Annotated in this window: 12 protein-coding genes; 9 read left to right on the forward strand and 3 right to left on the reverse strand. The window is 54.9% G+C overall.

The features are described 5' to 3' along the window. Window positions 1-142: 142 nt before the first annotated feature. Window positions 143-820: a YggS family pyridoxal phosphate-dependent enzyme gene (locus tag ACTJI9_RS12590; protein ID WP_115054349.1), complete on the reverse strand. Its 678-nt coding sequence runs from the start codon at window positions 818-820 to the stop codon at window positions 143-145. A 279-nt stretch (window positions 821-1,099) separates the two neighbouring features. Here ACTJI9_RS12590 and leuS point away from each other — a divergent pair, with 279 nt between their 5' ends. Together leuS and ACTJI9_RS12600 are read left to right on the forward strand one after the other, a co-directional pair. Further along, window positions 1,100-3,718 (forward strand): leucine--tRNA ligase, encoded by a 2,619-nt coding sequence (gene leuS / locus ACTJI9_RS12595; RefSeq protein ID WP_307281115.1) that lies wholly within the window; start codon window positions 1,100-1,102, stop codon window positions 3,716-3,718. After that, a complete protein-coding gene (locus ACTJI9_RS12600; RefSeq protein ID WP_440808366.1) occupies window positions 3,705-4,286 on the forward strand; it encodes an LPS assembly lipoprotein LptE in 582 nt (193 codons plus the stop codon). The genes leuS and ACTJI9_RS12600 overlap by 14 nt, the downstream gene beginning before the upstream one ends. 79 nt (window positions 4,287-4,365) lie before the next feature. On the opposite strand, the gene fsa is transcribed toward ACTJI9_RS12600, so the two are convergent. Continuing rightward, complete coding sequence (gene fsa / locus ACTJI9_RS12605) at window positions 4,366-5,019, reverse strand: fructose-6-phosphate aldolase (RefSeq protein ID WP_115054346.1); 654 nt, start codon at window positions 5,017-5,019, stop codon at window positions 4,366-4,368. 105 nt (window positions 5,020-5,124) lie between these two features. On the opposite strand from fsa, the gene ACTJI9_RS12610 reads away from it, so the two are divergent. The 7 genes from ACTJI9_RS12610 to ACTJI9_RS12640 all read left to right on the forward strand — a co-directional run bounded on the left by ACTJI9_RS12610 (window position 5,125) and on the right by ACTJI9_RS12640 (window position 13,417). Next, window positions 5,125-7,308, forward strand: coding sequence for a primosomal protein N' (locus ACTJI9_RS12610; RefSeq protein WP_440808369.1), 2,184 nt, complete (start codon window positions 5,125-5,127; stop codon window positions 7,306-7,308). Window positions 7,309-7,517: 209 nt separating this feature from the next. Continuing rightward, a complete protein-coding gene (locus ACTJI9_RS12615) occupies window positions 7,518-7,907 on the forward strand; it encodes an AGROH133_08824 family phage infection protein (protein WP_440808370.1) in 390 nt (129 codons plus the stop codon). Window positions 7,908-8,151: 244 nt separating this feature from the next. Further along, window positions 8,152-8,712: a F0F1 ATP synthase subunit delta gene (locus ACTJI9_RS12620; protein ID WP_336440411.1), complete on the forward strand. Its 561-nt coding sequence runs from the start codon at window positions 8,152-8,154 to the stop codon at window positions 8,710-8,712. After that, window positions 8,712-10,241 carry a F0F1 ATP synthase subunit alpha gene (gene atpA / locus ACTJI9_RS12625; protein WP_115054344.1) on the forward strand — a complete coding sequence of 510 codons (1,530 nt, stop codon included), beginning with the start codon at window positions 8,712-8,714 and terminating at the stop codon, window positions 10,239-10,241. Before ACTJI9_RS12620 ends, atpA begins: the two co-directional genes overlap by 1 nt. A 19-nt stretch (window positions 10,242-10,260) precedes the next feature. Then, window positions 10,261-11,139 carry a F0F1 ATP synthase subunit gamma gene (locus ACTJI9_RS12630; protein ID WP_115054343.1) on the forward strand — a complete coding sequence of 293 codons (879 nt, stop codon included), beginning with the start codon at window positions 10,261-10,263 and terminating at the stop codon, window positions 11,137-11,139. A gap of 18 nt (window positions 11,140-11,157) precedes the next feature. After that, window positions 11,158-12,777 (forward strand): F0F1 ATP synthase subunit beta, encoded by a 1,620-nt coding sequence (gene atpD, locus ACTJI9_RS12635; RefSeq protein ID WP_307281103.1) that lies wholly within the window; start codon window positions 11,158-11,160, stop codon window positions 12,775-12,777. Window positions 12,778-13,009: 232 nt separating this feature from the next. Next, on the forward strand, window positions 13,010-13,417 hold the full coding sequence (locus ACTJI9_RS12640; RefSeq protein ID WP_115054341.1) for a F0F1 ATP synthase subunit epsilon: 408 nt from the start codon (window positions 13,010-13,012) through the stop codon (window positions 13,415-13,417). A gap of 278 nt (window positions 13,418-13,695) precedes the next feature. Here ACTJI9_RS12640 and ACTJI9_RS12645 read toward each other — a convergent pair whose 3' ends face one another. Further along, window positions 13,696-14,229: an RNA pyrophosphohydrolase gene (locus ACTJI9_RS12645; RefSeq protein ID WP_336440412.1), complete on the reverse strand. Its 534-nt coding sequence runs from the start codon at window positions 14,227-14,229 to the stop codon at window positions 13,696-13,698. Window positions 14,230-14,246 lie beyond the last annotated feature (17 nt).

Below are 14,246 nucleotides of genomic sequence, written 5' to 3' on the forward strand. Positions count from 1 at the left end.
CTCCACCCGGAAACCTTCCCGGGGGAAGGCATTTGATTTCATTATCACCATGCAAATTGCTGCGTAAATACAGCAAATGATATCTAACGAAGGCGTTCCGTCGCAGATGTGCGACAACGGGCCATTATTTGTGTGGGCACAGTTATTTTGCGGGCAAAGGACGGCCCCCAAAGATTGCCGAGCCAACGCGCACGGAAGTCGCGCCGAAACCAATGGCAACCTCATAATCTCCCGACATTCCCATGGATAGTTTTTCCACCTTTGCCTCTCCTGCGATTTTACGCAGCAGGGCAAAATGAGGTCCGGGATTTTCTTCAGCGGGGGGGATGCACATCAGTCCCTCAATCGCGAGGCCATGCACGTCGCGGCACCGCTGCACAAAAGCCACCGCTTCCTTGGGCTCGATACCAGCCTTTTGCGGCTCAGAGCCGGTATTGACCTGAACATATAGTTTGGGAAAGCGGTTTTGTTTCTTCATTTCAGTCGCCAGTGCTGCTGCGATCTTCTCACGGTCGACAGTCTCGATGACATCGAACAGCGCGACAGCATCCTCGCACTTGTTGGATTGCAGCGGCCCAATGAGATGGAGTTCAAGACCAGAAAACTCAGAGCGAACGGCTGGCCATTTGCCTTGTGCTTCCTGAACGCGGTTTTCTCCGAAGACGCGCTGACCTGCATCAAGCACGGGGCGTATTTCGTCCGCGCCGAAAGTCTTGGATACCGCTACCAGCTGTACCGAATCCATCTTGCGCCCGGCTTCAATGGAAGCTTTTCCTATTGCGGCACGAACGGCAAAAAGTTGATCAACAGCAGTCGACATGGCAGGTTCTGTTCCTATTTATATGGTTCGAGCCGGTTTTCGCCCGCCCGAAAGTCTCAAGTGGTTGACGGTTCACTTAATACGTGGTGAAGGTCCGCCCAACTAGGGTGTGCGAGATTCACGCCATGGTGGCCTGCAAATGGCACTTTTCTGTGCTTCCGGTACTCATGAACCAAAAGTTCACTCCGTTCCGGTTCTCGAAAACTACCATTTTCGGCTCACCCTGACCTGAACTTCGACGCACCCTAATCCAGTATCCTTTGCAAGAGAATCCCGTTCATGGCAACCGAACGTTACAACCCGCGTGTGGCAGAAAAGCACTGGCAGAAAGTTTGGGACGACGCCAAGCTCTTTGAAACCAGCAATGATGATCCGCGTGATCCTTATTACGTGCTGGAAATGTTTCCCTATCCATCGGGCCGTATCCACATGGGTCACGTGCGCAACTATGCCATGGGCGATGTTGTAGCGCGCTACAAACGTGCCAAAGGCTTCAATGTCCTGCACCCGATGGGCTGGGATGCTTTTGGCATGCCTGCCGAAAATGCAGCGATGCAGAACAAGGTTCACCCGAAAACCTGGACTTATCAGAATATCGATTCGATGCGCAAACAGTTGAAGTCCATGGGCCTGTCACTCGACTGGTCGCGTGAGTTCGCAACATGCGATGTTGAATATTATCACCGCCAGCAGATGCTTTTCCTCGATTTCGTTGAGAAGGGGCTCGTGACGCGCAAATCCTCCAAGGTCAATTGGGATCCGGAGGATATGACGGTGCTTGCCAATGAGCAGGTCATTGACGGACGCGGCTGGCGCTCCGGCGCTCTGGTTGAGCAACGTGAGTTGACGCAGTGGTTTTTCAAGATCACCGACTTCAACGAAGAATTGCTGAGCGCGCTGGACGGGCTGGACCAATGGCCGGACAAGGTGCGCCTGATGCAGCGCAACTGGATCGGCAAATCGGAAGGCATGCTGATCCGCTGGGCGCTGGATGAGACGTCAGCCACGTCCGAAGCTAGCGAGATCGAAGTCTATACGACCCGCCCCGATACGCTGTTCGGTGCCTCATTCATTGCGATTGCTGCGGATCATCCGCTGGCGAAAAAAGCCGCTGAGCACAATGCTGCTCTGGCGGAATTCAATGAGGAATGCCGCCGTGCGGGAACCTCCGTTGCTGCCTTGGAAACGGCTGAGAAGAAGGGTTTCGATACGGGCCTGCGCGTTGTCCATCCGCTGGATGCGAGTTGGACATTGCCGGTCTATGTCGCCAATTTCGTCCTGATGGACTATGGCACGGGCGCGATTTTCGGGTGTCCTTCCGGCGATCAGCGCGATCTGGATTTTGCCAATAAATATGGTTTGCCGGTGGTGCCGGTTGTCATGCCGAAGGATGCGGATGCTGCGACCTTCCAGGTAACAGAGACGGCCTATGTGGATGATGGCGTGATGATCAATTCACGTTTTCTGGATGGGTTGACACCTGCTGAGGCCTTTGACGAGGTTGCAAAAAAGCTGGAGAACCAGACAATCGGCAATCGCCCGCAAGGCGAACGCAAGGTCAATTTCCGTCTGCGCGACTGGGGTATTTCCCGCCAGCGTTACTGGGGATGCCCGATCCCCATGATCCATTGCGATGATTGCGGTGTGGTGCCTGTGCCAAAAGCTGATTTGCCGGTAAAGCTGCCGGATGACGTAGAATTTGACCGTCCCGGCAATCCGCTGGACCGTCATCCAACATGGCGTCATGTCAATTGCCCGAAATGCGGCAAGGCTGCGCGCCGCGAAACCGACACGATGGATACATTCGTCGACTCATCGTGGTATTTCGCACGCTTTACGGCGCCATGGGAAAATGAACCGACCAATCCGAAAATTGCCAATCATTGGCTGCCGGTCGATCAATATATTGGCGGCATCGAGCACGCCATTTTGCACTTGCTTTATTCGCGCTTCTTTACGCGGGCGATGAAAGTTGCCGGTCATCTGGACATTAGCGAGCCTTTCAAGGGTCTGTTCACCCAAGGCATGGTCGTGCACGAGACTTATAAGGGCAAGGAAGGCTGGGTTACTCCGGCTGAAATCAAACTGGAAGAAATCGATGGCAAGCGCCGCGCGGTCTTGCTTGCCACGGGCGAGGAAGTCGAAATCGGCTCGATCGAGAAAATGTCGAAGTCGAAGAAAAACGTCGTCGATCCAGATGATATTATTGCTTCCTACGGTGCTGATACAGCCCGATGGTTCATGCTGTCTGATTCACCGCCCGAACGCGATGTCATCTGGACAGAAGCGGGAGCAGAAGGCGCGCACCGTTTTGTGCAGCGCGTTTGGCGGCTGGTATCGGAGGCAGCAGAGAGCCTGAAAGGTGTGGCGCCAGTGGCAGCGACTGACGGTGACGCCTTGCAGATTTCCAAGGTGGCCCACCGGACAGTCAAGCTGGTTGGCGAAGACCTGGAGAAACTGGGCTTCAACAAAGCCGTGGCCCGTCTCTATGAGCTGGTGAATCTTTTGGCTGGTCCCTTGCAAAAAATTGCCGCAGGCGAAGCAGATGCTGCGTTGACCGGCGCTTGCCGTCAGGCCACGGAAATGCTGCTTTCGATGATTGCGCCGATGATGCCGCACTTGGCCGAAGAATGCTGGAAAGCGTTGGACGGGCAGGATTTGATTGCGCACCGTCCGTGGCCTCAGTTCGATCCGGCATTGATTGTCGAGAACGATGTCACCATGCCCGTGCAGATCAACGGAAAGAAGCGCGGGGATTTGACAATTGCCCGCGATGCGGATCAATTGACGGTCGAAAAGGCCGTGCTTGCACTTGATTTCGTGCAGACAGCGTTGAATGGCAATTCGCCGAAGAAAGTCATTATTGTACCGCAGAGGATCATCAATGTCGTTGTCTGATCGTTGGATGCAGGGCTTTAGCTCCAAGCGTTTGTTGTCCCTATGCGTTGTAGGATTGGCGCTGGTTGCCAGTGGCTGTCAGGTGCGCCCGCTTTATTCTGATGCCGGTCCTGCTGTTGGCAGCAGCGTCGGTGTCGATGGCAGCATGCGCTCCAAACTTGCGAGTGTTTCCATCAACCAGCCTGGCGACCGCGTTACGCAGGAGGTGCGGAACCATTTGATCTTCCTGTTTGCAGGTGGTGCTGGTCAGCCAGCAAGTCCCGCATATTCGCTGCAGCTCGGTGTGAGTTCGAAGGACCTTTCTCTGGCCCTTATCCAGAACGCGACCAATGATAAATCAGGCCAGCCGACGGCGGGCTTGATCCGCATGACCGGCACTTACATTTTGAAGCGGACGTCAGACGGGCAGGTTGTTGGTCAGGGAACGAGAATTGTGACGTCGAATTATGATTCGCCACGGCAGCGTTTTGCGGCCACCCGTGCAGCGCGCGACGCAAATAATCGTGCCGCACGTGAACTGGCCGAGGCACTGAACCTGAGTGTCGCACAGGACCTTTCCAAATTTTGATTTGAAAATCTCTTGCCTAACAAAACGCCCGCCTTGATTGAACAAGACGGGCGTTTTTGTATTTATAGATCAGATCAAACTAAGCGATGGATTGGCCTGTCTTTGCCCAATCGGCCAGGAATGTTTCGAGGCCCTTATCTGTCAGCGGGTGCTTGACCAACGCCTTCAAAGTGGCAGGCGGTGCTGTGACGACATCAGCGCCGATCAATGCCGCGCTCTTGACGTGGTTGACGGTGCGCACAGACGCAGCAAGAATTTCAGTCGGATAGTCGTAATTGTCATAGATGGTGCGGATTTCGGAGATCAGCTCCATGCCGTCAATGCCAATATCGTCAATACGGCCAATGAAGGGGGAGATGAAGCTTGCACCGGCCTTGGCAGCAAGAAGCGCCTGATTGGCGGAGAAGCACAGGGTGACGTTGACGAGATGACCGTCGGAGCGAAGCGCCTTGCAAGCGCGAAGGCCGTCAAGCGTCAGCGGAACCTTGATGCAGATATTGTCAGCGATCTTGGCGAGAACAGCAGCTTCCTTCATCATCTGCTCATATTCCACGGCAGCAACTTCTGCAGAGACAGGTCCCTTGACGATACTGCAGATTTCCTTGGTGACTTCGAGAATGCTGCGGCCGGATTTGAGAATGAGCGAAGGGTTCGTCGTAACGCCATCGACCAGTCCTAGGTCGTTAAGCTCGCGGATATCCTTAACATCGGCAGTATCGACAAAAAACTTCATTGGGGCATTCCTTCCTAATATGACAGCTGGTCTGGAGAGGAGATAGGATATATCTCCGGAAAGTGGCTTTTCTTTAGACCAAAGCCGCGTCAAGGTCACGCACATATGAGTGAAGATTCGCGCCTCCCGCAAAAAATCGTTCCGGTGCTCGTGCCTATGCCGGCAGAGCGGCCCTATAGCTATGCCGTGCCGGAGGGAATGGATGTAAAGCCGGGATCAATCGTACGTGTGCCGCTGGGCCCGCGCGAGGTCGCTGGCATTGTCACAAGTGATGTGACCGATGATATTTCCGCCAAGAAATTGCGGCCAATTTCGGAGCTTTTCGATTGCCCTCCTGTTGATGATGGCATGATGCGCTTTATGCGCTGGGCCACCGATTATACGATTTCGCCGCCGGGAATGGTGGCGCGCATGGTCTTGCGAGTTCCCGCTGCATTCGACCCCGAGCCGCACGTGCCGGGCTTGCGCTTTTCGGGCAGGGAGCCGGAGCGGATGACGGGGGCACGCGCCCGCGTTCTTGAGCTTGCCGAAGATGGCATGGTGTGGACCCGCACGGGCCTTGCCCATGCTGCCGGTGTTTCCGCTACCGTGATCGATGGCCTTCATACGGCTGGCGTGTTTGAGCAGGTGATGATCCCGCCGCGTCCCATCGTGGCTGCGCCGGATATCAATTATGCCAAAGCGGTTCTTTCCAGCGATCAGGCCGAAGCTGCTGACAGGCTCGCGGAAGCAGTATCGAGCAAGGACTTTTCGGTCACTCTGCTTGATGGCGTCACCGGCTCGGGCAAGACCGAAGTCTATTTCGAAGCGCTTGCCAAGGCGATCGAGCAGGGCAAGCAGGTGTTGATCCTTTTGCCGGAAATCGCGCTGACGCAGCAATTCCTCGATCGTTTCCACGACCGTTTCGGGACCAAGCCTGCGGAGTGGCATTCGGACCTTGCGCCAAAAACACGCGAGCGTGTCTGGCGGCAGGTGATGGAAGGACAGGTCCGCGTCGTTGCCGGGGCGCGGTCAGCGCTATTTCTGCCATTCAATGATCTCGGGCTGATCATTGTCGATGAAGAGCATGACTCTGCCTATAAGCAGGAAGACAGGGTGTTTTATAATGCCAGGGACATGGCTGTGGTGCGTGGGCATATCGGCAATTTTCCCGTGATTCTTGCCTCGGCAACACCGTCAATTGAAAGTCAGGTCAATGCGATGCAGGGCAAATATACCCGCATACGCCTGACCGGGCGTTATGCCGAGGCGGCGATGCCTAATCTACGCGCCATCGACATGCGAAAATCGCCGCCGCGTCCGGGCGGGTTTCTGTCGCCTGCACTGGTCGAGGCGGTCAATCAAACATTACAGCGCAAAGAGCAGTCGCTGCTCTTTCTCAATAGGCGCGGTTACGCACCTCTAACCCTTTGCAGGGTTTGCGGTCACCGTTTCCAATGTCCCTGTTGCTCCAGCTGGCTTGTCGAGCACAGGTTTCGCGGGCAGCTAGTCTGCCATCAATGCGGACATCATGAACCCAAGCCGGACGCATGTCCTTCCTGCGGGACGCTCGACCATCTTGTCGCCTGCGGGCCAGGGGTCGAGCGTATCGCGGAAGAAGCCGAAAAGACGTTTCCGGATGCACGGATTATCGTGCTGTCATCAGATTTGATGGGCGTGAAGCGCCTGCGGCTGGAGCTTGATGCCATTGCGCGCGGCGAGGCCGATATTGTGATTGGCACGCAGCTTGTCGCCAAGGGGCATAATTTCCCCAATATGACGCTGGTCGGTGTGGTCGATGCCGATCTCGGATTGGCCAATGGCGACCCGCGTGCTGCGGAACGTACTTTCCAACTCCTCAATCAGGTGACAGGCCGTGCCGGAAGAACGGGTAAGAAAAGTACCGGCCTGTTGCAAACCTATCAGCCTGATCATCCTGTGATGCGCGCGATCGTTTCGGGCGATGCCCAGGCTTTCTATGATCGGGAAATAGAAGAGCGGGAACGCTCTGGCCTTCCGCCGTTCGGACGGCTTGGAGCATTGATTATCTCCGCAGCCACAAGGCCGGAGGCAGAGGCGCATGCGCGCGCCCTGCGCCGCGCCGCGCCCACATCACAACAGATCAATGTTTTGGGCCCGGCAGAAGCGCCGTTGGCGCTGGTGCGGGGCCGTCATCGCTTCCGGTTGCTTATCCACGGCACACGCAAAGCGGACATTCAGGGCTTTATCCGCGCGATGCTGGGTGCCGGTCCAAAAGAAAGAGGGTCGATTAGGGTGCAGGTTGATATTGATCCGCAGAGTTTCCTATAAAACCCGTCATGGAGGGCTGCAAATGGCGCTTTTCTGCACTACCGTGCTCATGTACCCCAAAGTACATTCCGCTCCGTGGTTCGAAAATCACCATTTTCGCCGCCCCATGACAAGTTTTAACGCGGCGCTATAAGAGGGGCTGTTAGAGCATCGGACCGTCCGGTGATCTATAAGCGGTCGAGTTGTTTGTTTAGAAAAGGGTGCAAGAAATGGAATTTTACTGGCCGGCAAGTCAGGGGGAGTGGATGGCCTGGTTATCTGCGGCCATCACTGTGGCGTTCGGTATCATCCTGTTTTTTGCGCCGCGCATAGCCTTGAAAGTTTTGCGCCTCCAAACTGTTCCCGCGCATCCGGAAGCTCTTTCGGCGGTTCGTGGCCCGCTTGCCGGTTTTTATCTCGGCCTTGGCCTCTCCGCGCTGATTTTCTCGCAGCCCTTTTTGTGGATCGCTTTGGGCGTATCCTGGGGAATTACGCTTTTCGGTCGCCTGATCTCGATGATGTCAGATCGTGGCAATACGATTTACAACTGGGTAATGGTCATTATTGAACTGGCCCTTGCCACAGGTCCATTGCTCTTTGCTTTCGGCTTTATCGCATAGTCAGAAAGGCCAGAGTGGAATAGTTGACTCAAGATTATCCAGAGTTCAGGCAATTCTGATCGCCATTTTACCGGATTCCCGTGTTGCGAGTCCGGTATTCCTATGCTAGACGGCAATCAAATCTCGTCAGGGATGGCCTTCGGGTCATGTTCTGAGGTTAAAAAAATCAATAATGCCAAAGATTTGACCCGAAATCCCTTCAGGTCGCCCGATTTTTGGCCAAAACGCAGAGAGCTTGTCGTTCGTGGCAGAAACTTCGTCGCTCATTTCCGGTGTTGCCCAGCGCTATGCGGGTTCATTGTTTGATCTCGCACTGGAGGCAAACTCCGTTGCGCAGGTAGAGAAAGATCTCGGCAGGTTCGAGGCTCTTATCGATGGCAGTCCTGAACTGAAGCGTTTGATCGTCAGCCCGGTTTTCTCGTCAGGCGATCAGGTCAAGGCGATCTCCGCCATTCTGACCAAGGCCAAGATTAGCGGTCTCGTCAATAATTTCCTGCGTCTTGTCGCGCAGAACCGGCGCCTTTTCTCGGTGCCTGCCATGATCCAGTCATTCCGCCAGATCGCAACCGCCCATCGCGGTGAAGTTGCGGCGGACGTTACTTCCGCGCATGCCTTGACGGCGGCGCAGCAGACAGAATTGAAGGCCACGCTGAAAAGCGTCGCCGGCAAGGACGTGACAATCAATGTCACCATTGATCCGTCGATCCTTGGAGGTCTCATCGTCAAGTTGGGGTCCCGCCAGATCGACACTTCGCTTCGCACAAAACTTTCTTCGCTTAAGCTTGCACTGAAAGAGGTCGGCTGATGGACATCCGCGCCGCGGAAATTTCCGCAATCCTTAAAGATCAAATCAAGAATTTCGGCCAGGAGGCAGAAGTCTCCGAAGTTGGTCAGGTTCTGTCCGTCGGTGACGGTATTGCCCGCGTTTATGGTCTGGACAATGTTCAGGCCGGTGAAATGGTGGAGTTTCCTGACGGAACTCGCGGCATGGCCCTGAACCTTGAAAGCGACAATGTTGGTGTCGTTATTTTCGGTTCCGACCGTGACATCAAGGAAGGTGATACGGTCAAGCGCACAGGCGCGATCGTTGACGTTCCTGTCGGCAAGGAATTGCTCGGTCGCGTTGTTGACGCTCTGGGTAATCCAATCGACGGCAAGGGCCCAATCAAAGCCACTCAGCGTTCACGCGTTGACGTCAAGGCTCCTGGTATCATCCCACGCAAGTCGGTGCATGAGCCAATGTCGACCGGCCTCAAGGCTATCGATGCTCTGATCCCGGTTGGCCGTGGACAGCGCGAATTGGTCATCGGCGATCGCCAGACCGGCAAGACTGCAATCATTCTCGACACATTCCTTAACCAGAAGCCAGCGCATGATGCGGGCGACGAGAACCAGAAGCTGTATTGCGTTTATGTCGCTATCGGCCAGAAGCGTTCAACTGTTGCCCAGTTTGTGAAGATCCTTGAAGAGCGCGGCGCGCTTGAATATTCGATCATCGTTGCTGCAACTGCTTCTGATCCTGCACCAATGCAGTATCTGGCACCATTTGCCGGTTGCGCCATGGGTGAATATTTCCGTGATAACGGCATGCACGCTTTGATCGCCTATGACGATCTTTCCAAGCAGGCTGTTGCTTACCGCCAGATGTCGCTTTTGCTGCGTCGTCCTCCGGGCCGTGAAGCCTATCCAGGCGACGTTTTCTATCTGCATTCCCGTTTGCTAGAGCGTTCTGCCAAGCTCAACGACGAAAATGGCGCAGGTTCCCTGACCGCCCTTCCAGTCATCGAAACGCAGGCTAATGACGTGTCGGCCTATATTCCGACCAACGTGATTTCGATCACCGACGGTCAGATCTTCCTCGAAACCAACCTGTTCTATCAGGGTATCCGTCCAGCTGTTAACGTTGGTCTGTCGGTTTCCCGCGTTGGTTCTGCTGCGCAGATCAAGGCGATGAAGCAGGTAGCGGGTTCGATCAAGGGCGAGCTTTCGCAGTATCGTGAAATGGCTGCTTTCGCGCAGTTCGGTTCCGATCTCGATGCATCGACACAGCGCTTGCTTAATCGCGGCGCGCGTCTGACTGAGCTTTTGAAGCAGCCACAATTCTCGCCGCTCAAGACGGAAGAACAGGTTGCTGTGATTTTCGCCGGTGTTAACGGCTATCTCGACAAGCTTGCTGTCAATCAGGTCAGCAAGTTTGAACAAGGCTTGCTGACATGGCTGCGCACGGAACATAAGGATGTTCTGAGCACAATCGCATCAGAAAAGCAGATCAGCGACGACACCAAGGGCAAGCTTAAGGCAGCAGTTGATGCCTTTGCCAAGTCCTTCGCTTAACCACTGACGGGATGAACGGATGCCTTCGTTAAAGGATCTGAGAAACCGGATCGCCTCGGTCAAGGCGACGCAGAAAATCACCAAGGCGATGCAGATGGTCGCCGCGGCGAAGCTGCGTCGTGCGCAGGAAGCTGCGGAAGCCGCGCGCCCTTACTCGCAGCGTATGGCTGCGGTTTTGGCGAATATTGCTTCCAATGTGGATGGTGATGATGCCCCGGTACTGATGAGTGGAACCGGCAAGGACGATGTGCACCTGTTGATTGTCTGCACATCGGAACGCGGACTTTGCGGCGGTTTCAACTCGCAGATTGCGCGTTTGGCCCGTGACCATACCCGCCGCTTGCTTGCTGACGGCAAGACGGTGAAAATCATCACCGTTGGCAAGAAGGGCGCGGACATTCTGCGCCGCGATCTTGGCAAGCTTATCATCGATCACGTTAATCTGCGTGAAGTGAAGCAGGTTGGTTTCACCAATGCTGACGAGATCGGTCACAAGATCATCGGACTTTACAATGAAGGCGCTTTTGATGTCGCTACATTGTTCTATTCCGAGTTCAAGTCTGTGATTTCGCAGATTCCAACTGCACAGCAGCTGATTCCGGCCAGCGCCATTGGCGATGCCGAACCGGAAACCGCGGGCGATGCAGTCTATGAATATGAACCGGATCCGGCTGCCATTCTCGGCGACCTGATCCCACGCAATATTTCTGTCCAGGTTTTCCGCGCTCTCCTTGAAAACGCGGCATCGGAACAGGGTGCGCGTATGTCCGCCATGGACAACGCAACCCGCAACGCCGGTGACATGATCAACAAGCTGACAATGTCGTATAACCGCCAGCGTCAGGCCCAGATCACCAAAGAACTGATTGAAATCATTTCGGGCGCGGAAGCGCTCTAATCGCGAAGGTAAGGATCGATGGCAAAAGCAGCGACCCCGAAAACACCCGCAGCCGCAAAAGCAGCTGCACCCAAGGCAGCCGCTAAGCCAGCAGCGGCGAAGGCAGCTCCAAAGGCTGAAGCCAAGGCTGCACCTGCCGCCAAGGCAGCAGCAACGAAAGCTCCTGCAGCAAAGTCTGCCAAGGCGCCTTCGGCACCGAAGACTGCCCTGAAGGCAACCGGCGTTGTCGGTCGTGTCAGCCAGGTCATCGGCGCTGTGGTTGACGTTGCCTTTGATGGCGGCGTTCTGCCAAAGATCCTCAACGCGCTGGAAACCGACAATCTCGGCAATCGCCTGGTTCTGGAAGTTGCTCAGCACCTCGGTGAGAACACAGTTCGCACGATCGCCATGGACTCGACAGAAGGTCTGGTTCGCGGTCAGGTCGTATATGATACGGGTTCTGCGATCATGGTTCCGGTTGGACCTGAAACGCTCGGTCGTATCATGAACGTTATCGGTGAGCCGGTTGACGAAGCTGGCCCGATCAAGACAACTTTGACCCGCGCTATTCACCAGCCAGCGCCTGAATATGTTGATCAGTCAACAGAAGCTCAGATTCTGGTCACAGGCATCAAGGTTATCGATCTTCTCGCGCCTTATGCTCGTGGTGGTAAGATTGGTCTGTTCGGCGGTGCCGGCGTGGGCAAGACCGTTTTGATCATGGAATTGATCAACAACGTCGCCAAGGCGCATGGTGGTTACTCGGTATTTGCCGGTGTGGGTGAACGTACCCGCGAAGGTAACGATCTCTATCACGAAATGATTGAGTCCGGCGTGAACAAGGCTGGCGGCGGCGAAGGTTCCAAGGCCGCACTTGTTTACGGTCAGATGAATGAGCCACCAGGGGCACGTGCTCGTGTTGCTCTCTCCGGTCTGACAGTTGCGGAGCATTTCCGCGATGAAGGCCAGGACGTTCTGTTCTTCGTGGATAATATTTTCCGCTTCACGCAGGCTGGTTCGGAATTGTCGGCTTTGCTCGGACGCATTCCTTCTGCTGTGGGTTATCAGCCAACGCTGGCAACCGACATGGGTCAGATGCAGGAACGCATCACCACGACGCATAAGGGTTCGATCACTTCGGTTCAGGCCATTTACGTGCCCGCCGACGATTTGACCGATCCGGCGCCTGCGACATCCTTCGCGCATCTTGATGCGACGACAAACTTGAACCGTGCGATTTCCGAGAAGGGTATTTACCCGGCTGTGGATCCGCTCGACTCGACATCGCGCATGCTTGATCCGCTGATCGTTGGTGAAGAGCACTACCAGATTGCCCGTCAGGTGCAGTCAATTCTGCAGCGCTACAAGTCGCTTCAGGATATCATCGCCATTCTCGGCATGGACGAGCTTTCGGAAGAAGACAAGATTGCTGTGGCACGCGCCCGCAAGATCGAACGCTTCCTGTCGCAGCCGTTCTTCGTTGCTGAAATCTTCACCGGTTCGCCGGGCAAGCTGGTTGATCTGGCCGACACCATCAAGGGCTTCAAAGGCCTTTGCAATGGCGATTATGATCACCTGCCGGAAGCAGCATTCTACATGGTTGGCTCGATCGATGAGGCAATCGAAAAGGCACAGCGTCTGGCAGCAGAAGCAGCCTAATTCGGAAATGATGGCGGGCTACGGCCCGCCCTTTTCTGTCTAATTTGGCAATTTCTATTGGGAAACCTATTCCCGCGTTTTGCAATTGCTTGAACTGATCGGGTCTAAAGCAATACCAGCAAAAATGTGAAACGGTTTTGCGTCCGGAGTTGCGTAGGAACAAAGGCTTAGAGTGCAGTTTTGATCCATCAAGACGTCAAGCGCTCTAAATCACAGGAATTGAGTGGATATCATGGCTGAAGCCTTCCAGTTTGAACTCGTCTCGCCAGAACGCCTGCTTCTTTCGGAGCAAGTCATTGAAGTCGTTGTTCCGGGCACGGAAGGCTATATGACCGTCCTGGCTCATCATGCTCCATTGATGGCAACGATCAAGCCAGGCGTCGTCACAGTAAAGACACCTGATGGAAAGCCCGACAGCTATGTTGTTTTCGGCGGCTTTGTTGATGTGACGCCAGATGGCTGCATTCTTCTCGCGGAATCGGCGGTACACGTCACCGATATAAAGGCTGATGAACTGCAAAACCGCATCAAGGACGCCAAGGAAGACTTCGAAGATGCGACTACACGCGAAGAGAAGTCGCGTGCGGAAGATCTGCTCGGTCAGTTGACAACATTGCAGGAAGCCATCAAGGCAGCTTGAGTACTTCAGCATGAGCTATGATGATGAAGCGGGCATTGGCCCGCTTTTTTATTATGCTTTTTCGCGAGCCACGATGTCGCGAATCTACAGTGCCGTATTGCGTTTCTTGAAGCGTCTGCTGTTCGCCTTGGGTTGTGCGATAGGTACTGTCCGGCTCGCAGCCAATCACTTTGTCAGGCGGCATCTGACGATGAATAAACATCGACTTCGCCACTTGCGCGTGAATTGTCGCGCCATACGAGAGAAAGAACGGTTTCCTATTTAGACCGGAAAAGTCTTTAGCCTGGGTTTGCCGCCAAATGCTTGAACGCGGCGACAACCTCTTCATAGACGGCGCGCTTAAATGGAACGATCAAATCAGGCAATTGCGCCATTGGCTTCCATGCCCATTCGTCAAATTCGGGGGTATGTCCGCCGGGCGGCGGGTTGATGGCGATCTCGCTTTCGTCGCCTTCAAAGCGATAGGCAAACCACTTTTGTGTCTGGCCGCGATATTTGCCCTTAAGAGCAACACCCATCAGATGCGGTGGCAGATCATAATTGATCCAGTTTGGCGCTTCGGCGAGCAAAGATACGGACTTCATGCCGGTTTCTTCGTAGAGCTCGCGCAGCGCTGCCGGTTGCGAAGCTTCACCTGGATCAATGCCGCCTTGCGGCATTTGCCAAAGCTGGGTCTGCCCATCCATCTCGTCATTGGGTATGACGATACGATGACCGGCCCAGACAAGTCCTTCCTTGTTGAGCACCATGATGCCGACACAGGGGCGATAGGGCAGGGATTGTGGATCGACAGGCTTTTTGTTCTTGCTCATGCGGATGCTCCAGTGCG

Source organism: Phyllobacterium sp. 22552 (assembly GCF_052044585.1).
GTDB classification, from domain to species: Bacteria; Pseudomonadota; Alphaproteobacteria; order Rhizobiales; family Rhizobiaceae; genus Phyllobacterium; species Phyllobacterium ifriqiyense.

Excerpts from the sequence above, each read along its gene's own strand:
- ACTJI9_RS12610 (WP_440808369.1), top strand. The coding sequence starts at position 5,125 with ATGAGTGAAGATTCGCGCCTCCCGCAAAAAATCGTTCCGGTGCTCGTG.
- atpA (WP_115054344.1), top strand. The coding sequence starts at position 8,712 with ATGGACATCCGCGCCGCGGAAATTTCCGCAATCCTTAAAGATCAAATC.
- fsa (WP_115054346.1), bottom strand. The coding sequence starts at position 5,019 with ATGAAGTTTTTTGTCGATACTGCCGATGTTAAGGATATCCGCGAGCTT.
- ACTJI9_RS12640 (WP_115054341.1), top strand. The coding sequence starts at position 13,010 with ATGGCTGAAGCCTTCCAGTTTGAACTCGTCTCGCCAGAACGCCTGCTT.
- leuS (WP_307281115.1), top strand. The coding sequence starts at position 1,100 with ATGGCAACCGAACGTTACAACCCGCGTGTGGCAGAAAAGCACTGGCAG.
- ACTJI9_RS12590 (WP_115054349.1), bottom strand. The coding sequence starts at position 820 with ATGTCGACTGCTGTTGATCAACTTTTTGCCGTTCGTGCCGCAATAGGA.
- ACTJI9_RS12630 (WP_115054343.1), top strand. The coding sequence starts at position 10,261 with ATGCCTTCGTTAAAGGATCTGAGAAACCGGATCGCCTCGGTCAAGGCG.
- ACTJI9_RS12645 (WP_336440412.1), bottom strand. The coding sequence starts at position 14,229 with ATGAGCAAGAACAAAAAGCCTGTCGATCCACAATCCCTGCCCTATCGC.
- ACTJI9_RS12600 (WP_440808366.1), top strand. The coding sequence starts at position 3,705 with ATGTCGTTGTCTGATCGTTGGATGCAGGGCTTTAGCTCCAAGCGTTTG.
- atpD (WP_307281103.1), top strand. The coding sequence starts at position 11,158 with ATGGCAAAAGCAGCGACCCCGAAAACACCCGCAGCCGCAAAAGCAGCT.
- ACTJI9_RS12615 (WP_440808370.1), top strand. The coding sequence starts at position 7,518 with ATGGAATTTTACTGGCCGGCAAGTCAGGGGGAGTGGATGGCCTGGTTA.